Source organism: Streptomyces sp. NBC_01006, from assembly GCF_045162725.1.
Taxonomy (GTDB): Bacteria; Actinomycetota; Actinomycetes; order Streptomycetales; family Streptomycetaceae; genus Streptomyces.
The window spans coordinates 5,656,782-5,678,810 of record NZ_CP108700.1 but is presented as its reverse complement, the minus strand read 5'-3'; the positions used below and the strand labels follow the sequence as shown (position 1 = coordinate 5,678,810).

At 71.8% G+C, this 22,029-nt stretch carries 14 protein-coding genes; 9 read left to right on the top strand and 5 right to left on the bottom strand.

All coding sequences use genetic code 11. The features are described 5' to 3' along the window. Positions 1 to 147 precede the first annotated feature (147 nt). Complete coding sequence (locus tag OG509_RS26150) at positions 148 to 1,701, bottom strand: MFS transporter (protein WP_406184952.1); 1,554 nt, start codon at positions 1,699 to 1,701, stop codon at positions 148 to 150. A gap of 158 nt (positions 1,702 to 1,859) precedes the next feature. Here OG509_RS26150 and OG509_RS26145 point away from each other — a divergent pair, with 158 nt between their 5' ends. Then, entirely contained in the window at positions 1,860 to 2,882 is a 1,023-nt protein-coding gene (locus OG509_RS26145; RefSeq protein WP_406184951.1) for an Lrp/AsnC family transcriptional regulator, read from the top strand. Between the two features lie 27 nt (positions 2,883 to 2,909). Here the strand turns inward: OG509_RS26145 and glgP are convergent, their stop codons facing one another. After that, positions 2,910 to 5,564, bottom strand: coding sequence for an alpha-glucan family phosphorylase (glgP, locus tag OG509_RS26140; RefSeq protein ID WP_406184950.1), 2,655 nt, complete (start codon positions 5,562 to 5,564; stop codon positions 2,910 to 2,912). Between the two features lie 665 nt (positions 5,565 to 6,229). Here glgP and OG509_RS26135 point away from each other — a divergent pair. From OG509_RS26135 to glgB, 4 genes are all read left to right on the top strand, one after another. Further along, positions 6,230 to 8,224: a maltotransferase domain-containing protein gene (locus OG509_RS26135; protein WP_406184948.1), complete on the top strand. Its 1,995-nt coding sequence runs from the start codon at positions 6,230 to 6,232 to the stop codon at positions 8,222 to 8,224. Beyond that, a complete protein-coding gene (gene treS, locus OG509_RS26130) occupies positions 8,221 to 9,915 on the top strand; it encodes a maltose alpha-D-glucosyltransferase (RefSeq protein WP_385584442.1) in 1,695 nt (564 codons plus the stop codon). The genes OG509_RS26135 and treS overlap by 4 nt, the downstream gene beginning before the upstream one ends. A gap of 153 nt (positions 9,916 to 10,068) precedes the next feature. Then, positions 10,069 to 11,520: a maltokinase N-terminal cap-like domain-containing protein gene (locus tag OG509_RS26125; RefSeq protein ID WP_406184945.1), complete on the top strand. Its 1,452-nt coding sequence runs from the start codon at positions 10,069 to 10,071 to the stop codon at positions 11,518 to 11,520. Next, a complete protein-coding gene (gene glgB, locus OG509_RS26120) occupies positions 11,517 to 13,805 on the top strand; it encodes a 1,4-alpha-glucan branching enzyme (protein ID WP_406184943.1) in 2,289 nt (762 codons plus the stop codon). The genes OG509_RS26125 and glgB overlap by 4 nt, the downstream gene beginning before the upstream one ends. Here glgB and trxA read toward each other — a convergent pair. Both trxA and OG509_RS26110 read right to left on the bottom strand, forming a co-directional pair. Beyond that, complete coding sequence (gene trxA / locus OG509_RS26115; RefSeq protein WP_406187685.1) at positions 13,795 to 14,169, bottom strand: thioredoxin; 375 nt, start codon at positions 14,167 to 14,169, stop codon at positions 13,795 to 13,797. The genes glgB and trxA overlap by 11 nt on opposite strands. Before the next feature lie 18 nt (positions 14,170 to 14,187). Next, positions 14,188 to 14,583, bottom strand: coding sequence for a MerR family transcriptional regulator (locus OG509_RS26110; protein WP_030857249.1), 396 nt, complete (start codon positions 14,581 to 14,583; stop codon positions 14,188 to 14,190). Positions 14,584 to 14,920: 337 nt separating this feature from the next. On the opposite strand from OG509_RS26110, the gene OG509_RS26105 reads away from it, so the two are divergent. Next, on the top strand, positions 14,921 to 15,613 hold the full coding sequence (locus tag OG509_RS26105) for a helix-turn-helix domain-containing protein (protein WP_406184941.1): 693 nt from the start codon (positions 14,921 to 14,923) through the stop codon (positions 15,611 to 15,613). 130 nt (positions 15,614 to 15,743) lie between these two features. On the opposite strand, the gene OG509_RS26100 is transcribed toward OG509_RS26105, so the two are convergent. Then, on the bottom strand, positions 15,744 to 16,769 hold the full coding sequence (locus OG509_RS26100) for an ATP-dependent 6-phosphofructokinase (protein WP_406184940.1): 1,026 nt from the start codon (positions 16,767 to 16,769) through the stop codon (positions 15,744 to 15,746). Positions 16,770 to 17,071: 302 nt separating this feature from the next. Between OG509_RS26100 and pta the strand changes: the two genes are divergently transcribed. The 3 genes from pta to pyk all read left to right on the top strand — a co-directional run bounded on the left by pta (position 17,072) and on the right by pyk (position 21,921). Then, positions 17,072 to 19,156, top strand: coding sequence for a phosphate acetyltransferase (gene pta / locus OG509_RS26095; protein WP_406184939.1), 2,085 nt, complete (start codon positions 17,072 to 17,074; stop codon positions 19,154 to 19,156). Positions 19,157 to 19,210: 54 nt separating this feature from the next. Next, the gene (locus OG509_RS26090; protein WP_406184938.1) at positions 19,211 to 20,428 is read left to right on the top strand and encodes an acetate kinase; all 1,218 of its coding nucleotides are present in this window, start codon (positions 19,211 to 19,213) and stop codon (positions 20,426 to 20,428) included. A gap of 62 nt (positions 20,429 to 20,490) precedes the next feature. After that, positions 20,491 to 21,921 (top strand): pyruvate kinase, encoded by a 1,431-nt coding sequence (gene pyk, locus OG509_RS26085; RefSeq protein WP_406184937.1) that lies wholly within the window; start codon positions 20,491 to 20,493, stop codon positions 21,919 to 21,921. The last annotated feature ends 108 nt before the right edge of the window (positions 21,922 to 22,029 follow it).

Below are 22,029 nucleotides of genomic sequence, written 5' to 3'. Positions count from 1 at the left end.
TGTGGGCATTGGATGCCGGTCCGGTGGCATCCAGCGGGCAGCGTAGGAGCGGCGCCCCTTGCCGGAACGTTTCGGCATGCGCAGCGCGTTCGAAGGTTCACCCTCCCGGATCGGTGGCCTGCGCCCGTACGGTCCCGCCCGCACCCGCTACACGGACGCGCGTTCGGGCGCCGGAGCACCCGCGGCGGCCGGCCCCGGGAGCGGCGCCGCTGCCTGACCCGGCCCCTGACCCGGGGCCTCCGTACGGACCAGCACCAGCACAACCAGCGCCCCCGCCAACCCCATCAGCCCCGAGGTCAGGAAGGTCCCCCGCAGCCCGCTCGCGAAGGCCTCCTCCACCCAGACCCTGGCCGCCGGGCCCGCCGCCAGCAGCTGCCCGGCCCGCCCGGAGGCCAACGCCTCGGCCGTGCCGTGCCCTTGGCCGGAGCCGCTGAGCCCGTCCCGCAGCCCGGCTTGGAAGACCGCGCCCAGCACCGCGATACCGAGCGCCATGCCCAGCTGCCGCGCGGTGTTCAGGGCACCTCCGGCCATGCCCGCCCGGGCCGGGGCCACGGCCCCCATCGCGGCGGCCGCCAGTGCCGGGGTAGCCATGCCCACGCCGAGCCCGGTCACCACCAGGCCCGGGACCAGGACCGACCAGCCGTCGCCCGCGTCCGTCATCCAGGCCTGGAGCAGCGCGCCCGCGCCGATCAGCAGCAGCCCGCCGCCGATGGTCAGCCGCGCCGGAGCCCCGTGCAGCAGCCGCCCGGCCACCGCGGAGACGGCGAACGAGGAGATGCTCAGCGGCACCAGCACCAGCCCGGCGGAGACCGGGCTCATCCCCTCCGCGGACTGCAGCCACAAGGAGACGTACATCAGGTACGAGAACGCCGCGCCGGACAGCAGCAGCGCCCCGGCCATGACGCCGGCGAAGGAGCGGCTGCGGAACAGCGAGAGGTCCAGCATCGGGTGGGAGCTGCGCAGTTCGACCAGGACGAAGGCGGCGAAAGCGGCCACGCCGAGGCCGAGCGGGCCGAGGGTGGCGGCGCCGGTCCAGCCGTTCTCGCCGACGCGGATCAGCGCGTACGTGACCGCCGCCGCGCCCGTGGTGAACGCGGCCATGCCGGGCAGGTCGAGGCCCTTGGCCCGCGGGTCGCGGGACTCGGTGACCGACCGGAGGGTCACGTACACGGCCAGGGCGCAGACGGGGAGATTGATGAAGAAGATCCAGCGCCAGCCGAAGTGCTCGGTGAGCAGCCCGCCGATGATCGGGCCGGCCGCGGCGGCGGCACCGTTGACCGCGCCCCAGACGCCGAAGGCGACCCCGCGGTCGCGGCCCTGGTACGCGCTGCTGAGCAGGGCCATGGTGGTGGCGAACATCGCGGCGCCGCCGATGCCCTGGACGGCGCGGAAGGCGATCAGCGCGGCGGGGCCGCCGGCCAGCCCGCAGGCGAGCGAGGCGGCGGCGAAGATCCCGAGCCCGCCGAGGTAGACGCGGCGGCGGCCGATCCGGTCGGCGAGGGAGCCGGCGCCGAGCAGCAGGGCGGCGAGGGCCAGGGCGTAGACGTCCATGACCCATTGGAGTCCGGCGAAACCGCCCAGGGAAGATTCGGAAGCCATGTCGGCGGCCATGTCCGGCAGGGCGACCATCACGATCGTGACGTCGACCAGGAGCATGAACGCCCCGAGGCACACCGCGGTGAGCGGGAGCCATTTACGCATGGGAGAACTCCTCGGGACCCGGCCGGAGGCCCGGCAGGGGTGGGGTGGGGGTTGGGATTGGCGGTGGCCCCAAACTCCCATCCGGGCGGCGGATCCCCCACCCAGACCCCCCTCGCTGCCGGATTTCACCCATCGCGGACCCTGTCATGATGGAAACCATGATCCCGCCCCTACAGCTGGACGACCTCGACCGCGCTCTGATGCAGGCCCTGATGATCGACGGCCGGGCCGCCTTCAGCAGGATCGCCGAGGTGCTGGAGGTCTCCGACCAGACGGTGGTGCGCCGCTACCGCCGGCTGCGGACCTCGGGCCTGCTCCGGGTGGTCGGGCTGCCGCTGGGCAACCGGGTCGGGCTCTTCGAATCCTGGCTGCGGGTGCAGTGCGCGCCGGACGCCGCGCTCGCGGTGGCCGAGGCTCTGGCCCGGCGGCCGGACATCTCCTGGGTGAAGCTCGGCTCCGGCGGCACCGAGATCAACTGTCTGACCAAGGCCCGGACCCGGCAGGACCGCGACGGCCTGCTGCTGGACAAGCTCCCGCGCACCCGCCGGGTGACCGGGGTCAGCGCCCACACCATCCTGCGGGTGTTCATCGGCGGCCCGGCGCAGTGGTGCGGCCTGGACGTCCTGCGGCCGGAGCAGATCGCGGCGCTGGACCGGCCCCCGGCGCGGACCCCCGTGGTGCACGGGCCGGAGCAGGAGCGGTACGCCCTGGACGAGGCCGAGCTCGCGCTGCTGGCGGTGCTCGCCCAGGACGGCCGGGCCGGCTATCCGGAGCTGGCCCGCGCCTCGGGCCTGTCGGAGTCCACCGCCCGGCGTCGGCTGGACCGGCTGCGGGAGCTGCGGGCGCTCTACTTCGACGTGGAGTTCGTCCCGTCGGCCCTGGGCTTCGAGGCGGAGGCCACGCTGCTGCTGACCGCGGCCCCGGCCCGGCTGGCGGAGGCGGGCGCCGCGCTCGCCGCGCACCCGGAGGTGCCCTTCGCGGCCGCGGTGACCGGCACGGCCAACCTGATGGCCGTGGTGGTGTGCCGGGACACCGACGCCCTGTACACGTACATGACCGAGCGGATCGGCGCGGTGCCCGGCATCCAGCACCTGGAGGTGATCCCGACCCTGCGCAACATCAAGCGGGCCGGGATGCTGGTGGAGGGCGGGCGGCTGGTCGATCCGCCGCCCGCCCCCTGACCCAGGAGCCCTGTCGGCTCCCGGCCGCTAGCGCAGGAGTACGCCGCCCCCCGCGCCCGCGTCACCGGCCGATTCGGTGTCCACCGGGGCCGCGACCAGCCCCAGTTCGGCCGGTGTCGCCAGCATCGGGTGCGCGGGCAGGATCCGTACGGTGTACCCGTAGGGCCCCGTACGGTCGAGGGCCAGCGGGCCCTCGTACATCCAGCGCCCCTCCAGGTCGGGCCCGGCGGTCGGCTTGAGCGGGAAGGACCGCCCGTCGCGGATCACGTCCTGCGGATCCACCCGCCCGGCGACGGCCTGCACCTCGACGTCCTCGGGCGTGAGGGCGTCCAGCGCCACCCGCACGCGCAGCGTGAGGGTGGCCCCGAGCTCGGCGGTGCCGTTCACCGGCGCTGCGGCCAGCGCCTCCACGTGCTCGACGACGACCCGCGGCCAGGCCGCCCGGACCCGGCCCTTCCACCAGGCCAGGTCCCGTGCCGCGTCCGCGTTCAGGCCCCGGTGGGCGCGCGCGGCCGGCGCGTACAGCCGCTCCACGTACTCCCGCACCATGCGGCCCGCGAGCACCTTGGGCCCCAGCGAGACGAGGGTGCGCCGGACCATCTCGATCCACCGCACCGGCAGTCCGCTGCGGCCGGCCCGGTCGTAGAACCGCGGCGCGACCCGGTCCTCGATCAACTCGTAGAGGGCGCCCGCCTCCAGGTCGTCGCGCCGGTCCTCGTCCGTCCCGAGCCCGTCGGCCGTCGGGATGGCCCAGCCGAAATCCGGCTCGAACCATTCGTCCCACCAGCCGTCCAGCACGGACAGGTTGAGGCAGCCGTTGAGCGCCGCCTTCATCCCGCTGGTCCCGCAGGCCTCCAGCGGCCGCAGCGGGTTGTTCAGCCAGACGTCGCAGCCCGGGTAGAGCTTCTGCGCCATGGCCATGCCGTAGTCGGGCAGGAAGACGATCCGGTGCCGCACCCGCGGATCGTCGGAGAACCGCACCAGCTCCTGCACGAGCCGCTTGCCCCCGTCGTCGGCCGGGTGCGCCTTGCCCGCGACGACGATCTGCACGGGCCGGTCCGGGTCGAGCAGCAGCGCGCGCAGCCGTTCGGGGTCGCGCAGCATCAACGTGAGCCGCTTGTACGAGGGCACGCGCCGGGCGAACCCGATGGTGAGCACGTCCGGGTCGAGTACGGAGTCCACCCAGCCGAGTTCGGCCTCCGCGGCCCCGCGCTGGAGCCACGAGGCCCGCAGCCGGTCGCGCACCTCCTGCACCAGCTGCTCGCGCAGTACGCGCCGCAGGTCCCAGATGTCCTGGTCGGCGATGTCGGCGACCGCGTCCCAGCGCTGGGAGCCGCCCACCGACAGCGCGTCCTCGGTCCGCCCGGCGCCGATCTGGCGCACGCCCAGGCGGACCACCTCGGGGGCCACCCAGGTCGGGGCGTGCACCCCGTTGGTCACGGAGGTGATCGGCACGTCGGCCGGGTCGAAGCCCGGCCACAGTCCGGCGAACATGCCGCGGCTGACCGCCCCGTGCAGGGTGGAGACCCCGTTGGCGCGCTGGGCCAGGCGCAGCCCCATCACCGCCATGTTGAACACCCCGGGGTCGCCGCCGGGATAGGACTCGGCGCCCAGCTCCAGGATCCGGTCGACCGGCAGGGCCGCCAGCTCCGCGCCGGGCCCGAAGTGCCGGGCGACCAGGGCCCGCTCGAAGCGGTCGATGCCGGCGGGCACCGGCGTGTGCGTGGTGAACACGGTCCCGGCGCGCACCGCCTCGACGGCGGCCTCGAAGCCGAGCCCCTGCTCCCCTTCCAGTTCCCTTATGCGTTCGAGTCCGAGGAAGCCGGCATGTCCCTCGTTCGTGTGGAACACCTCGGGGTCGGGATGCCCGGTGATCCGGCAGTACGTGCGCACCGCGCGCACGCCTCCGATGCCGAGCAGCATCTCCTGGAGGAGGCGGTGGTCGCTGCCGCCGCCGTAGAGCCGGTCGGTCACCTCGCGGGCGCCGGAGTCGTTGTCCTCCACGTCGGAGTCGAGGAGCAGCAGCGGTACGCGGCCGACGCGGGCCTGCCAGATGTGCGCGTGCAGGGCCCGGCCGCCGGGCAGGCTCAGGGTCACCCGGGCCGGTGCCCCCTCGTCGTCGCGCAGCAGGGAGACGGGGAGCTCGTTGGGGTCGAGGACGGGGTAGTGCTCCTGCTGCCAGCCGTCGCGGGAGAGGGACTGGCGGAAGTAGCCGTGCCGGTACAGCAGTCCCACTCCGATGAGGGGGACGCCGAGGTCGCTGGCGGCCTTCAGGTGGTCCCCGGCGAGGATCCCGAGCCCGCCGGAGTACTGCGGCAGGGCGGCGGTGATCCCGAACTCGGGGGAGAAATAGGCGATCCCGGCGGGCAGCTCGGCATGGTCCTCGTGGCTCTGGTACCACCTCCCGCCGTGGACGTAGTCGTCGAGGTCGGCGGCGACGACGGCGAGCCGCCGCAGGAAGCGCCGGTCGCCGGCCAGTTCTGCGAGCCGGGGTGCGGAGACCGCGCCGAGCAGCCGGACGGGATCGCCGCCGGCGGCCTGCCAGCCCTCGGGGTCGACGGATTGGAAGAGTTCACGGGTCTCGGCATGCCAGGACCAGCGCAGATTACGCGCGAGATCGGCAAGCGGAAGCAATGGTTCCGGGAGGACGGGGCGCACGGTGAATCGACGGATAGCCTTCACACGTTCTACCTTCGCAGGCGATTGCGGATCGAAGCGGCCGCACCACGCTGTGCGTCCGCGCATCACCCCGGGAAGGCTAGCTTCACCTGACCCCGCCCTGCCACGGTGCCGTGGCGGGGGACGGCGTCACCGGACGGAACAGGAACGTTCCTTCGAAAATGGTGACGTGAATTCAGGACATTCCGGCGGTCGGAAACGCACACGGAATGCACGGAGACGGGCCCGCCGACCCCTCCTCCGGAGAGCGCTGCCACTACGGACATTCCGCCCTAACCGCCCCAAATCCCCGACCACCGATGGTGCCCGTGATACCGGTGGGACGGAGGTTTCACGACGTACATCCGGTAGTCCCAACCGACTTGACTGAGCCTCGGCGGATGTCGGCCAAGACCTTGGTCTGGGCCGCGCGACTACGTACGAGTAGTTAACCGAGCGCACGGATTGAGCGGGGTGAGAGTGGGCAGGGCTCCCCGCGTACACGCACGGCACCCCGCCCCACCACCTCTCCCGCCACCCGAGTGAACGCGGACAGGAGCGGCCATGCCCGCAGCCCAGCCGTCTTCTGAGCGGCTAGAAACAGAGCGAACAGAGCGTGCACGACCAGCCGGTGCTCCGGCTGGGCTGTTGTCACCGAGCCCTGCGAACTGCCCCCAGGTGATCCCATCATGATCGGTCGCATTCCCGTCCTGGACGTCCGCCCCGCCGTCGACTGCGGAGCCAGACCCGCCAAGGCGGTCGTGGAAGAGGTCTTCGAGATCTCCGCCACCGTGTTCCGCGAGGGCCATGACGCCGTCGCCGCCCATGTCGTGCTCCGCGACCCCAGCGGGCGGCTGCGGCCCCCCGTGCCGATGCGCGAGCTGGCGCCCGGCACCGACCGGTGGGGCGCGCGGGTCTCCGCCGAGGCCGAGGGGAGGTGGACGTACACCGTCGAGGCGTGGAGCGACCCGGTCGGCACCTGGCAGGCCCACGCCGCCATCAAGATCCCCGCGGGCATCGACCCCGGGCTCACGCTGCTCGAAGGCGCCGAGCTCTACGAGCGGGCCGGCTCCCGCATCCCGAAGAAGGACGGCCGCGAGCACGTCCTGGCCGCCGCCGAGGCGATGCGCGACGAGGACCGCCCGGTCTCGCTGCGGTACGCCGCCGCCCTCGCGCCCCCGGTCCAGGCCGCCCTCACCCGGCGCCCGTACCGGGAGCTGGTCACCGCCTCCAAGGCCCTGCCGCTGGTCGTGGAGCGCAAGCGGGCCCTCTTCGGCTCCTGGTACGAGATGTTCCCGCGCTCCGAAGGGGCCCTCGTCGAGCCCGGCGAGGAGCCCGTGAGCGGAACGCTGCGCACCGCCGCCGAGCGGCTGCCGGCCATCGCCGCGATGGGATTCGACGTGGTGTACCTGCCACCGATCCACCCCATTGGGAGTACGTACCGCAAGGGACCGAACAACACCCTTTCGGCTGGAAGTTGGGACCCCGGGGTGCCGTGGGCCATCGGCTCCACCGAGGGCGGCCACGACGCCGTCCACCCCGACCTCGGCACGATCGAGGACTTCGACGCCTTCGTCGCGCGCGCCCGCGAGCTGCGCATGGAGATCGCGCTCGACTTCGCGCTCCAGTGCTCCCCGGACCACCCCTGGGTGGAGAAGCACCCCGAGTGGTTCCGGCACCGGGCCGACGGGACGATCGCGTACGCCGAGAACCCGCCGAAGAAGTACCAGGACATCTATCCGATCCACTTCGACACCGACATGGCCGGGCTCGTCGAGGAGACGGTCCGCATCCTGCGGTACTGGATGGACCACGGCGTCCGCATCTTCCGGGTGGACAATCCGCACACCAAGCCGGTCGTCTTCTGGCAGAAGGTGATCGCGGACATCAACAAGTCCGATCCCGACGTGATCTTCCTGGCGGAGGCCTTCACCCGGCCCGCCATGATGCGCACGCTCGCCGCGGTCGGCTTCCAGCAGTCGTACACGTACTTCACCTGGCGCAACACGAAGGCCGAGCTGACCGAGTACCTGACCGAGCTCGCGGACACCCGCTCGGCCTCCGTCATGCGGCCGAATTTCTTCGTCAATACGCCCGACATCCTCCACGAGTACCTCCAGCAGGGCGGCCGCCCCGCCTTCGAGGTGCGCGCCGTCCTCGCCGCCACCCTCTCCCCCACCTGGGGCGTCTACGCCGGGTACGAGCTGTGCGAGAACACCCCGGTCCGCGAGGGCAGCGAGGAGTACCTGAACTCCGAGAAGTACGAGTTCCGGCCACGCGACTGGGCGGCCGCGGACCGCGAGGGCCGCACGATCGCCCCGCTGATCACCTCCCTGAACCGGCTGCGCCGCCGCAACCCGGCGCTCCAGCAGCTGCGCGACATCCATTTCCACACGACCGACAACGACCAGGTGATCGCCTATTCGAAGCACGCGGGCGCCAATTCCGTACTGGTGGTCGTCAACCTCGATCCGCACCACACCCAGGAGGCGACGGTCTCGTTGGACATGCCGGTACTCGGCCTCGACTGGCACGGGTCCCTCGCGGTGCGCGACGAGCTCACCGGCGAGACCTACCACTGGGGCAGGGCCAACTACGTACGCCTGGAGCCGGGCCGAACGCCCGCTCACGTACTCGCGGCCCTGCGACCGTCCCCGCCCACCGGAGGGTCACCCACCACATGATGATCAACGATCCCGTCCACGACACGTTCGAGGACACCCCCGCGAAGGACCGCGATCCCGACTGGTTCAAACGGGCGGTCTTCTACGAGGTGCTCGTACGGTCCTTCCACGACAGCAACGGCGACGGCGTAGGGGACCTGAAGGGGCTCACCGCCAAGCTCGACTACCTGCAGTGGCTGGGCGTCGACTGCCTCTGGCTGCCGCCGTTCTTCGCCTCGCCGCTCCGCGACGGGGGCTACGACGTCGCCGACTACACGTCCGTGCTGCCCGAGTTCGGCGACCTCGCCGACTTCGTGGAGTTCGTGGACGCCGCGCACCACCGCGGCATGCGCGTGATCATCGACTTCGTCATGAACCACACCAGCGACCAGCACGAGTGGTTCCAGCAGTCCCGCAAGGACCCGGACGGCCCGTACGGCGACTACTACATGTGGGCCGACAACGACAAGCAGTACCAGGACGCCCGCATCATCTTCATCGACACCGAGACCTCGAACTGGACCTACGACCCGGTCCGCAAGCAGTACTACTGGCACCGCTTCTTCTCGCACCAGCCGGACCTCAACTACGAGAACCCGGCCGTCGTGGAGGAGATCGTCTCGGCGCTGCGCTTCTGGCTCGACCTCGGCATCGACGGCTTCCGGCTCGACGCCGTGCCCTACCTGTACGCCGAGGAGGGCACCAACTGCGAGAACCTGCCGCGCACCCACCAGCTCCTCAAGCGGGTCCGCGCCGAGATCGACGCGCACTACCCCGACACCGTGCTGCTGGCCGAGGCCAACCAGTGGCCCGAGGACGTCGTCGACTACTTCGGCGACTTCGCGAGCGGCGGGGACGAATGCCACATGGCGTTCCACTTCCCCGTCATGCCGCGCATCTTCATGGCCGTACGAAGAGAGTCGCGCTATCCCGTCTCCGAAATCCTGGCCAAGACCCCGGCGATCCCGGACCGCTGCCAGTGGGGCATCTTCCTGCGCAACCACGACGAGCTCACCCTCGAAATGGTCACCGACGAAGAGCGCGACTACATGTACGCCGAGTACGCCAAGGACCCGCGGATGCGGGCCAACATCGGCATCCGGCGCCGGCTCGCCCCGCTCCTCGACAACGACCGCAACCAGATGGAGCTGTTCACCGCCCTGCTGCTGTCGCTGCCCGGCTCGCCGGTGCTCTACTACGGCGACGAGATCGGCATGGGCGACAACATCTGGCTCGGCGACCGCGACGGGGTGCGCACCCCGATGCAGTGGACCCCGGACCGCAACGCCGGTTTCTCCTCCTGCGATCCGGGCAGGCTGAACCTGCCGGTCATCATGGACCCGGTCCACGGGTACCAGGTCACCAATGTCGAGGCCGCGATGGCATCGCCCTCCTCACTGCTGCACTGGACCCGCCGGCTCATCGAGGTCCGCAAGGCGAACCCGGCCTTCGGCCTCGGCTCGTACACCGAACTGCCCTCGTCCAACCCGGCGGTACTGGCCTTCCTGCGCGAGTACGGGGACGACCTGGTGCTGTGCGTGCACAACTTCTCCCGCTTCGCACAGCCCACCGAGCTGGACCTGCAGTCGTTCAACGGGCGGGTCCCGGTGGAGCTCACGGGTGACGTGCGCTTCCCGCCGATCGGCGAGTGGCCGTACCTGCTCACCCTCGCGGGGCACGGCTTCTACTGGTTCCGTCTGCGCAACGAGTAGCCGCCGAGTACGGGGTGGGCGCGCGAATGGGTCAATCGCCCGCCCCTGTACGGATCATCCTGACCCGACACTCGTACACCACCGGAGAAGCAACTGACGCGATCCGGGACACTCTCCGCATTCTGTGACGGCCCGGGGAAAGGACGCGACGCCATGTCGGAGGCTGCATCCGCCGGGACGACGAGCACGACCGGACTCAGTCCGCTGGAGCCGATGCTCCGGGACTGGCTGCCGCTCCAGCGCTGGTTCGCCGGCAAGGGCCGGCGCATCGGCCGGCTCCGGATGATCTCGGCGGCCGACCTGCTGCCGCCGGGCTCCTCCCCCCGGCTCGTCCACCTGCTCCTGGACGTCGACGGCGACTGCTACCAGCTGCTGCTCGGCGTCCGCCCCGCACTGCCGCCCGCCCTGGCGCCCGCGCTGATCGGGCGCGCCGAGCAGGGCCCGTACGCCGGCCAGTGCGTGTACGAGGGGCTGGGCGATCCGCGGCTGGCGGCGCTGCTGCTGGAACGGTTGCGGGCTCCCGGCACCCTCGGCCCGCTGCGCTTCGACCGCGACCCGATGGCGCTGATCCCGGCGGCGCTCGCCCCCCGGCCACTGTCCGGGGAGCAGACCAACTCCTCGCTGATCTACGGGGATTCGTACATCCTGAAGGTGTTCCGCCGGGTCGGCCCCGGGGTCAATCCCGACCTGGAGCTGCCGAGAGCGCTGGCGGCCGCCGGGTGCGCGCGCGTCCCCGCGCCGGTCGCCTGGTACGAGGCCGCGCTGCCCGGTGGAGAACCGTTGACCCTGGGCGTGCTCCAGCCCTATCTGCGCGGCTCCGACGACGGCTGGCAGCTCGCGCTGGGCCGGCTCCGCGCGGGGGCCGACTTCACCTCCGAGGCGCACGCGCTGGGCCGGGCCACCGCCGAGGTGCACAGCGCGCTCGCCGCCGCGCTGCCCACCCTCGCGCTGGGCCCGGAGCAGACCGCCCGGCTCGCCTCCGGGATGACGGCCCGGCTGGCGGCCACCGCCCGCGAGGTGCCCGCGCTGCAGCCGTACGAGGCGGGGCTGCGCGGGGCGTTCGACGCGCTGGCCGTGTCCCGCGGGGCCGGGGTGCCCGCCCAGCGGATCCACGGGGACCTGCACCTGGGCCAGACCCTGCGCACCGCCGACGGCAGCTGGGCGCTGATCGACTTCGAGGGCGAGCCGGCCCGGCCGCTGGCCGACCGCCGCCGCCCCGAACCCGCCGTCCGCGACATCGCCGGGATACTGCGCTCGTTCGACTACGCGGCCCGCTCCCACCGCCCGTTCGCCCCCGCCTGGGCGGACGCCTGCCGGGCCGCCTTCTGCGAGGGCTACGCCCGCACCACCGGCCGCGACCCGCGCGAGGACCTCGTACTGCTGCGCGCGTACGAGACCGACAAGGCGGTGTACGAGGCGCGGTACGAGTCCCGGCACCGCCCCGACTGGCTGCACGTGCCGATGGCCGCGATCCGGCGGCTGGCCGCCGGCGCGGACCGGGGATTCGGCCGCGCGCAGCCGGGCGCCGGGCCCGCCCCCGCCGAAGGCTTCCCCTCCCTCTCCCCCCACCCCCGCCCGCAGCCGCCTAGGAGGCCGCACACGTGAGCCCCGCCCGTCAGTCACCCTCCACCACCCCGCCGCCCCCGCCCCAGGCTCCGGCCGCGGCCGCGCCGCGCAGAGCCCAGGCACCGCGCGCCCGGCGGGCTCCCGCACACGGGGTACGGCCGGCGCCCGCGCTCGGCGCCGCGGAACGGGCCCGGCTGCTGGAGGGGCGCCACCACGACCCCCACGGGGTGCTGGGCGCCCGGACCCGGCGGGACGGGGTGGTCTTCCGCGTGCTGCGCCCGTACGCCAAGGCGGTCACGATCATCGCGAAGGGGCTGCGGGCCGAGCTCCACGACGACGGCGACGGGCTCTTCTCGGGGCTGCTGCCGCTGGCCGGGGTGCCGGACTACCGGCTGCTGGTCGCGTACGACGAGGACGAGATCGAGGTGCACGACCCCTACCGGTTCCTGCCCGCGCTCGGCGAGCTGGACCTGCACCTGATCGGTGAAGGCCGGCACGAGGAGCTGTGGACGGCGCTCGGCGCCCGGCCGATGGAGCACCAGGGCGTGGCCGGCACCCGGTTCACGGTGTGGGCGCCGAACGCCCAGGGGGTGCGGGTCAGCGGCGACTTCTCGTACTGGGACTCGGTCGCGTACCCGATGCGCTCGCTGGGCGCGAGCGGCGTGTGGGAGCTGTTCCTGCCGGGGGTGGGCGAGGGGGCGCTCTACAAGTACGACATCACGCGGCCGGACGGCAGCCACACCCTGCGCGCCGACCCGATGGCCCGCGCCGCGGAGGTCCCGCCGGCCAACGCCTCGGTGGTCACCGCGTCCCACTACGAGTGGCAGGACGCGGAGTGGATGGCGCGGCGCGGGGCCCGCCCGGCGCACGAGGCCCCGTTCTCGGTGTACGAGCTGCACCTGGCCTCCTGGCGGCCGGGGCTCTCGTACCGGCAGCTGGCCGAGCAGCTCCCCCCGTACGTCAAGGAGCTGGGCTTCACGCACGTGGAGCTGATGCCGGTCGCCGAGCACCCCTTCGGCGGTTCGTGGGGCTACCAGGTGACCGGGTTCTACGCGCCGACCTCGCGGATGGGCGGCCCGGACGAGTTCCGGATGCTGGTGGACGCGCTGCACCGGGCCGGGATCGGGGTGATCGTCGACTGGGTGCCCGCGCACTTCCCGCGCGACGAGTGGGCGCTCGCGGAGTTCGACGGGCGGCCGCTGTACGAGCACCACGACCCGCGGCGGGCCGCGCACCCGGACTGGGGGACGCTGGAGTTCGACTACGGCCGCAAGGAGGTCCGCAACTTCCTCGTCGCGAACGCCGTGTACTGGTGCCAGGAGTTCCACGTGGACGGGCTGCGGGTGGACGCCGTCGCCTCGATGCTCTACCTGGACTACTCGCGGGGCGAGGGCGAGTGGGCGCCGAACGAGCACGGCGGGCGGGAGAACCTGGACGCGGTGGCGCTGCTCCAGGAGATGAACGCGACGGTGTACCGGCGCTGTCCGGGCGTGGTGACGATCGCGGAGGAGTCCACCGCGTGGGAGGGCGTGACCCGGCCGACGGATGCGGGCGGGCTCGGCTTCGGGCTGAAGTGGAACATGGGCTGGATGCACGACACCCTGCGCTACGCGTCGAAGGAGTCGGTGCACCGCAAGTACCACCACCACGACATGACGTTCGGGATGGTCTACGCGTACAGCGAGAACTACGTGCTGCCGATCTCGCACGACGAGGTGGTGCACGGCAAGGGCTCGCTGGTGTCGAAGATGCCCGGGGACTGGTGGCAGCAGCGGGCCGCGCACCGGGCGTACCTGGGCTTCATGTGGGCCCATCCGGGCAAGCAGCTGCTGTTCATGGGGCAGGAGTTCGCCCAGGGTTCGGAGTGGTCGGAGACGTACGGGCCGGACTGGTGGGTGCTGGACTCCTCGTACGCGGCGGCCGCCGACCACCGGGGTGTGCGCGACCTCGTGCGCGACCTGAACCGCACGTACACGGCGGCGCCCGCACTGTGGGAGCGGGACTCCGCGGCGGAGGGCTTCGCGTGGGTGGACGCGGACGCGGCGGAGGACAACGTCTTCGCGTTCCTGCGGTACGCGAACGACGGTTCGCAGCTGCTGTGCGTGTCGAACTTCTCGCCGGTGGTGCGGCACGGCTACCGGATCGGCGTCCCGGAGGAGGTGCCGTGGTGGCGGGAGGTCCTGAACACGGACCTGGAGCAGTACGGCGGCAGCGGCGTGCGCCATCTGCAGCCGCTGCGGCCCGAGCCCGTGCCCGCGCAGGGCCGCAAGGCGAGCCTGCGCATGACACTCCCGCCGCTGGCGACGGTCTGGCTCAGGCCGTGACGGCGGTGACTCGGGTGGCGCCGGTGACGGCGGTGACGTCTTCGAGTTCCTGAAGGAGCTTGCGCTTGGCGCGGGCCCCGACCATCTGCTTCACGGGCTCGCCGTCGCGGAAGACGAGCAGGGTCGGCATGGACAGCACCCCGTACCGGACGACGGTGGCGGGGTTGCTGTCCGCGTCGATCTGCACGACCTTGAGGCGGTCGGCCTCCTCGGCGGCGACGGCGGACAGCACGGGCGCGAGCTGCCGGCACGGCCCGCACCAGTCGGCGGTGAACTCCACGAGGACGGGACGCCCCCGCTCGGCGAGCACCTCCGCCTCGAAGTCCTGGTCGGTCACCTCGGCGACACCCTCGGCGTGAATCATCTCGTTCACCCTCTCTTCCTACGGTCCGGTCATTTCACAGCGCGGCGACGCCGCCTCCCCGGCGGCGTCCTCGGCGGCGGCGAGCTGCCGCGCGACCTGCTCCCGTACGTCGGCCAGCTGGCCGATCAGCCCGTCGAGCTCGGCGAGCTTGCGCCGGTACACGGCCAGGGACGCGGGACAGGAGTCCCCGGCGGGATGGCCGGCGCGCAGGCAGTCGACGAACGGGCGGGTCTCCTCCAGCTCGAAGCCGAAGTCCTGGAGCATGCGGATCTGGCGCAGCAGACGCAGGTCGTCCTCGTCGTACGTGCGGTAGCCGTTGCCGGTGCGGCGCGCGGGCAGCAGTCCGCGCGACTCGTAGTACCGCAGGGTCCGCGTGCTGGTCCCGGCCCGCTCCGCCAGTTCGCCGATTCGCATGCCCCGACCGTAAGGCTTGACGCCGACGTCAAGGCAAGGAGCGGATCGGGGTGAGGGGTGGGGCCCTCGCCACCCCCGTATGCGAGGGCCCCCGACATGGATCACGCACGGGGTGGGAGGCCGGTTCAGGAGGGGGTGGGGAAGATCGGTGAACATCGTGCGCAGGGGTTTCGCGCGGTCGGCCGGAACCGTACGCTGGGAAATGGATCTAGAGCTGGTCCGATTACCGGACAGTCGCCGGGAAACTCGCCCCCGACATTGAACTCCCTAGGACGTTCCTACGAGTTCTGGGCTTGTTTGAACGGTCTGTAGTCGCCACCCCTTGGGCACTCCTACGGTGTGCCCTGTGCACTCCAGCCCTCCCTTCAATGCCCCCGCCGCGCGTCGCCTCCGCGCAGCCCTGGGCATGGCTCCCGGTCATGTCGCCTATGGCCTGCGTGCCCAGTACGGACTGATCGTCGAGCCCGAGACCGTGATGGCCTGGGAGCGCGGTGAGATATCGCCGAGTTCCGCCGAGCTCACGGCGCTGGCCGGCGTCCTGTGGTGCGCACCCGGCGAGCTGCTCGCCGAGCCCGTGACCCTGCGGGAGCACCGGATGGCCCGCGGCATGGCCGCCGACGAGCTGGCCCGGCGGATCGGGCTGGAGACGGCCGCGTACCAGAAGATGGAGGACACCGGGCGCTGGAAGGGCAACGAACGGCAGTCCGTGGCCCTGGCGCAGGTGCTCGGGCTGTCGCTGGCCCAGTTCGTGGCGGCGACGGGCAAGCAGGACGAGCTCGCCGAGCTCCTGCGCAACGCGGTGACCACCCGCTGGCAGGCGTACGTCAAGCCGCTGGCCAAGCTGCTGCCGGTGCCGAAGCAGCACCTGGAGCCGGTCCTGGAGCGGCTGCACGAGGACTACCAGTCGAAGATGGTGGCCACCCTGAGCTGGGGCGGCGCCTCGGGCGAGGCCGGCACGGGCGACGCGGGCCGCCAGTTCCTGGCCGACATAGTGACCCACTTCTGGTCCTACGCCTCCGGGCCCCGGTAGGCGGCCCGGGGCGCCGCTTGCGTGAACGGCCCCGATCGCGTCCTGTCGTGGACGTGATCGGGGCCGTTCGCTGCGCAATTCGGGTCGGAGGTCCCGCCCGGGTGGGGCGGAAGGCCCGCGACCGGGTGGGTCAGAAGACCGATTCGGCCTCGTACATGCGGTCGTCCGGGACCGTCTTCAGTTCGGTGACCGCGTGGGCCAGGGGGGCCATCACGATGTCGGTGCCGCGCAAGGCGGTCATGTTGCCGAAGTCGCCGCGGTGGACGGCCTCCACCGCGTGCCAGCCGAAGCGGGTGGCGAGGACGCGGTCGTAGGCGGTGGGGACGCCGCCGCGCTGGACGTGGCCGAGGATGACCGGGCGGGCCTCCTTGCCGAGGCGGTGCTCCAGCTCGACGGCCAGGCGGTTGCCGATGCCGGCGAAGCGCTCGTGACCGTACTGGTCGATGGCACCCTTCTCGTACGGCATGGAGCCCTCGGCCGGGTGCGCACCCTCGGCCACGCAGATGACGGCGAACTTCTTCCCGCGTGAGAATCGTTCCTCCACCATCTTCACCAGGGCGTCCACCTCGAACGGGCGCTCCGGCAGGCAGATCCCGTGGGCGCCGCCGGCCATGCCGGACTCCAGGGCGATCCAGCCCGCGTGCCGGCCCATGACCTCGACGACCATCACGCGCTGGTGCGATTCTGCGGTGGTCTTGAGGCGGTCGATGGCCTCGGTGGCGACCATGACGGCGGTGTCGAAGCCGAAGGTGCGGTCGGTGGAGGAGATGTCGTTGTCGATGGTCTTCGGCACGCCGACGACCGGCATCCCGGCGTCCGAGAGCATCCGGGCGGCGGTCAGGGTGCCCTCGCCGCCGATCGGGATGAGGGCGTCGATGCCGTAGCGCGTCGCCAATTCCTCGGCGTTCTCGGCGGCTTCGTGCAGCCGCGCGCGCTCCATGCGGGCTGAACCGAGAATCGTGCCGCCGCGGGCCAGAATGCCGCTGACGGCATTGATGTCGAGGGGGCGGTGGTGGCCGTCCAGGAGGCCCTTGAAGCCGTCCTCGAAGCCGATGACTTCGTCGCCGTGGCCGACCACGGCGCGGTGTACGACCGAACGGATGACAGCGTTCAGGCCCGGGCAGTCGCCGCCTGCGGTGAGAACTCCGATACGCATCGTGCTGTGTCTCCTGCTCCTGGTCGTACCGGGCCGTACGCGTGCGGGCGGACAGCCGTACATCTGAAGGGCGTCGTGTTCGTCATGGTGAGGCCTGTCCGATTGTTCCACGGGCCGGGGGTGCGGCGCGTTCCGCGCTGCTCCGCCCACCAGGCCTTTCGACCCCTGCGATCAGGCCTTTCCTGGCGGGCGCCCTATCTGTCCGCCGAGGTATTGTCAAGAGGTCAGGCCCACCCTAACGGGGAAAAAACCACCACATCCACTACATCCACGACATCCACACGATGGGACGGAGACCACGCGTGACGCGCAGCGTGTACGTGACCGGTATCGAGCGGGGGGACGGCCGCCAGGTCGTCGAGCTGGGGATCATGGAGCTGCTGACCCGGCAAACGGCACGGGTCGGCGTCTACCGGCCGTTGCTCCACGACGCACCGGACCGCCTCTTCGACCTCCTGAAGGCCCGCTACCGGATCGACCAGGACTCCGCGACGGCCTACGGCATGGAGTACCACGAGGCCTCCGCCATCCTGGCCGAGAAGGGCACCGACGAGCTCGTGTCCCGGCTGGTGGACGGCTACCACCGGGTGGCCCGCGACTACGAGGTCATGCTCGTCCTCGGCACCGACTACGCCGATACGAACCTCCCCGACGAGCTGGCGCTCAACGCCCGCCTCGCCAACGAACTGGGGGCCGTCGTCGTGCCCGTCGTCGGCGGCACCAAGCACCCCGCCGAGGCCGTGCGCGCCGAGGCCCAGAGCGCGTTCCGCGCGTACGAGAGCCTCGGCTGCCACGTCGTCGCGATGATGGTCAACCGGGTGGCCGCCGAGGACCGGGACGCCATAGCCGAGCGGCTGGCCGCCCGCCTGCCCGTGCCCTGCTACGTGCTGCCGGACGACAAGTCGCTCTCCGCCCCGACCGTCGCCCAGATCACCCGGGCGCTCGGCGCCGAGGTGCTCCTCGGCGACGACGCCGGGCTGGCCCGCGACGCCGTGGACTTCGTCTTCGGCGGAGCCATGCTGCCGAACTTCCTGAACGCCTTGACGCCCGGCTGCCTGGTCGTCACCCCCGGGGACCGCGCCGACCTGGTCATCGGGGCGCTGGCCGCGCACGCCTCGGGCACCCCGCCGATCGCCGGCGTGCTGCTGACCCTGAACGAGCGTCCGGGCCCGGACATCCTGACCCTGGCGTCGAAGCTGGCGCCGGGCACCCCGGTGGTCTCGGTGGCCGGCAACAGCTTCCCGACCGCCGCCGAACTGTTCTCGCTGCAGAGCCGGTTGAACTCCGCGACCCCGCGCAAGCTGGAGACCGCGCTCGGCCTGTTCGAGCGGCACGTGGACACCGCCGAGCTGCGGGGGCTGCTGTCGGTGGCCCGCTCCGAGCGCGTCACGCCGATGATGTTCGAGCACGAGCTGCTGGAGCGGGCCCGCGCCGAGCGCCGCCGCGTGGTGCTCCCCGAGGGCACCGAGGAGCGCGTGCTGCGCGCCGCGGACGTGGTGCTGCGCCGCGGGGTCTGCGACCTGACCCTGCTGGGCAAGGAGCAGGCGATCCTGAAGAAGGCCGCCGACCTGGGCATCGACATCTCCGCCGCGCAGCTCATCGACCCGGCGACCTCTCCCCTGCGGGAACGTTTCGCCGAGTACTACGCGCAGGTCCGCGCCCACAAGGGCATGACGGTCGAGCTGGCCCTCGACGTGGTCGCCGACGTGAACTACTTCGGCACCCTGATGGTCCAGGAGGGCCTCGCCGACGGCATGGTCTCCGGCTCGGTGCACTCCACCGCCGCGACCATCCGGCCCGCCTTCGAGATCATCAAGACGAAACCCGACGCCTCGATCGTCTCCTCGGTCTTCTTCATGTGCCTGGCCGACCGGGTCCTCGTCTACGGGGACTGCGCGGTCAACCCGGACCCGGGCGCCGAGCAGCTCGCCGACATCGCCGTCCAGTCGGCGGCGACCGCGGCCGCCTTCGGGGTCGAGCCGCGGATCGCGATGCTCTCGTACTCGACCGGCACCTCGGGCAGCGGCGCCGACGTGGACAAGGTCCGCAAGGCCACCGAGCTCGTCCGCGCGCACCGCCCCGACCTGCTGATCGAGGGCCCGATCCAGTACGACGCCGCCGTCGAGCCCTCGGTCGCCGCGACCAAGCTGCCCGGATCGGAGGTGGCCGGCCGCGCGAGCGTGCTGATCTTCCCGGACCTCAACACGGGCAACAACACGTACAAGGCCGTGCAGCGCTCGGCGGGCGCCGTCGCGGTCGGCCCGGTGCTCCAGGGTCTGCGCAAGCCGGTCAACGACCTCTCGCGCGGCGCGCTGGTGCAGGACATCGTCACCACCGTGGCGATCACCGCGATCCAGGCGCAGGGTGCGCAGGCGCCCACCGCCTGACCCCCGTACCGCCCCGCCCTGCCCCGCCCCCACTCCGAAGGAAAGACGCCCATCGTGACCACCGCATCGCGCGTACTCGTCCTCAACTCCGGCTCCTCGTCGGTGAAGTACCAGCTGCTCGACATGGCGGACTCCGCCCGCCTCGCCGTCGGCCTGGTGGAACGGATCGGGGAGCAGACCTCGCGCCTCGTGCACGAGCCGCTCACCGGCCTCGGCGCAGACGGCGGCAAGCGCGAGCGGCTCGGGGCGATCGCGGACCACGAGGCCGCGCTCCAGGCCGTCGCGGCGGAGCTCGCCGCCGACGGGCTGGGCCTGGACTCCCCCGAACTGGCGGCCGTCGGGCACCGGGTGGTGCACGGCGGGACCCGGTTCACGCAACCGACGGTGATCGACGACGAGGTGCTGGCGGAGATCCGGAGCCTGATCCCCCTCGCCCCGCTGCACAACCCGGCGAACGTGACCGGCATCGAGGTGGCGCGCTCGCTGCGCGCGGACATCCCGCAGGTGGCGGTCTTCGACACGGCCTTCCACTCGACGATGCCGGAGTACGCGGCCCGGTACGCGATCGACGCCGCGACGGCGGAGAAGTACGCCATCCGGCGGTACGGGTTCCACGGCACCTCCCACGCGTACGTCTCGCGGGCGACGGCCGCCCTGCTCGGCCGGCCGGTGGAGGACGTGAACGTGATCGTGCTGCACCTGGGGAACGGGGCCTCGGCCTCGGCGGTCCGGGGCGGGGTGTGCGTGGACACGTCGATGGGCCTGACCCCGCTGGAGGGTCTGGTCATGGGCACCCGTTCGGGCGACCTGGATCCGGCGGTCGTCTTCCACCTGGCGCGGGTGGGCGGCTTCTCGGTGGATGAGATCGATTCGCTCCTGAACAAGAAGAGCGGTCTGCTGGGCCTGTGCGGGGACAACGACATGCGCGAGGTGCTGCGGCGGGCGGGCGAGGGCGACGAGTCGGCGCGGCTCGCCTTCGCGGCCTACGTCCACCGCCTGAAGAAGTACATCGGCGCCTACTCGGCGGTGCTCGGCCGGGTGGACGCGGTGGCGTTCACGGCGGGGGTCGGCGAGAACGCGCACCAGGTCCGGGAAGCTGCCGTCGACGGCCTCGCGGAGCTGGGGCTCGCGCTGGACCTGGAGGCCAATGCCGTGCGCTCTTCGGAGCCGCGGCTGGTGTCGCCGGACCACGCGCGGGTGGCGGTGGCCGTGGTCCCGACGGATGAGGAACTGGAGATCGCCACCCAGGCGTACGCGCTGGTTACCCGCTAGTCACTTGGACTTTCCACCAGACGGAATATTCCGCTACGAAACAAACGGATAGGATCCGCTCCATGCGCCGTTCCAAAATCGTCTGCACGCTGGGCCCCGCCGTCGACTCGTATGAGCAGCTGAAAGCGCTCATCGAGGCAGGTATGAACGTGGCCCGATTCAACTTCAGCCACGGATCCCAGGCAGAACACCAGGAGCGGTACGACCGCGTCCGGAAGGTCTCCGAGGACACCGGGCGCGCGGTCGGCGTCCTCGCCGACCTCCAGGGCCCCAAGATCCGTCTGGAGACCTTCGCCGAGGGCCCCGTCGAGCTGGTGCGCGGTGACGAGTTCACCATCACCACCGAGGACGTCCCGGGCGACAAGTCCATCTGCGGCACCACCTACAAGGGCCTGCCGGGCGACGTCGCCAAGGGCGACCAGATCCTGATCAACGACGGCAACGTCGAGCTGCGGGTGACCGAGGTCGAGGGCCCGCGGGTCAGGACCATCGTCATCGAGGGCGGTGTCATCTCGGACCACAAGGGCATCAACCTGCCGGGTGCCGCCGTGAACGTCCCCGCCCTGTCGGAGAAGGACGTCGACGACCTCCGCTTCGCCCTGCGGATGGGCTGCGACATGGTCGCCCTGTCCTTCGTCCGCGACGCCAACGACGTCAAGGACGTCCACAAGGTCATGGACGAGGAGGGCCGCCGGGTCCCCGTCATCGCCAAGGTCGAGAAGCCGCAGGCCGTCGAGAACATGGCGGCCGTGGTCGACGCCTTCGACGCGGTCATGGTGGCCCGCGGTGACCTGGCCGTCGAGTACCCGCTCGAAAAGGTCCCGATGGTCCAGAAGCGGCTCATCGAGATGTGCCGCCGCAACGCCAAGCCGGTGATCGTCGCGACCCAGATGATGGAGTCGATGATCACCAACTCCCGCCCGACCCGCGCGGAGGCGTCCGACGTCGCCAACGCGATCCTCGACGGCGCGGACGCGGTCATGCTGTCGGCCGAGTCCTCGGTCGGCGCCTACCCGATCGAGACCGTCAAAACGATGTCGAAGATCGTCATGGCGGCCGAGGAGGAGCTCCTCTCCAAGGGTCTCCAGCCGCTGGTCCCGGGCAAGAAGCCCCGCACCCAGGGCGGCTCCGTCGCCCGCGCGGCCTGCGAGATCGCGGACTTCCTCGACGGCAAGGCGCTCATCGCCTTCACCCAGTCCGGGGACACGGCCCGCCGCCTGTCGCGCTACCGCGTGACGCAGCCCATCCTCGCCTTCACCACCGACGTCAACACCCGCAACCAGCTCACGCTGAGCTGGGGCGTCGAGTCGTACATCGTCCCGCACGTGGACACCACGGACGCCATGGTCGACCTGGTGGACGGCGAACTGCTGAAGCTGGGCCGCCACAACGCCGGCGACACGATGGTCATCACCGCCGGCTCGCCCCCCGGCGTCCCGGGCACGACCAACATGGTCCGCGTCCACCACCTGGGCGGCCAGCCCCAGGCCTGACGCCCGCCGCGCCTCTGCCGCACAGAGACCGAGGGCGGCACCCCCGATCCACGAAGGATCAGGGGTGCCGCCCTCGGTGCGTTGTCGCGCGCGGTGCGGTGTGCCGTA

What these genes read in the sequence shown, in the direction of transcription:
- OG509_RS26150 (WP_406184952.1), bottom strand. Translation starts at nt 1,701, where the DNA reads ATGCGTAAATGGCTCCCGCTCACCGCGGTGTGCCTCGGGGCGTTCATG.
- OG509_RS26145 (WP_406184951.1), top strand. Translation starts at nt 1,860, where the DNA reads ATGATCCCGCCCCTACAGCTGGACGACCTCGACCGCGCTCTGATGCAG.
- OG509_RS26135 (WP_406184948.1), top strand. Translation starts at nt 6,230, where the DNA reads ATGATCGGTCGCATTCCCGTCCTGGACGTCCGCCCCGCCGTCGACTGC.
- treS (WP_385584442.1), top strand. Translation starts at nt 8,221, where the DNA reads ATGATGATCAACGATCCCGTCCACGACACGTTCGAGGACACCCCCGCG.
- OG509_RS26125 (WP_406184945.1), top strand. Translation starts at nt 10,069, where the DNA reads ATGTCGGAGGCTGCATCCGCCGGGACGACGAGCACGACCGGACTCAGT.
- trxA (WP_406187685.1), bottom strand. Translation starts at nt 14,169, where the DNA reads ATGATTCACGCCGAGGGTGTCGCCGAGGTGACCGACCAGGACTTCGAG.
- OG509_RS26110 (WP_030857249.1), bottom strand. Translation starts at nt 14,583, where the DNA reads ATGCGAATCGGCGAACTGGCGGAGCGGGCCGGGACCAGCACGCGGACC.
- OG509_RS26100 (WP_406184940.1), bottom strand. Translation starts at nt 16,769, where the DNA reads ATGCGTATCGGAGTTCTCACCGCAGGCGGCGACTGCCCGGGCCTGAAC.
- pyk (WP_406184937.1), top strand. Translation starts at nt 20,491, where the DNA reads ATGCGCCGTTCCAAAATCGTCTGCACGCTGGGCCCCGCCGTCGACTCG.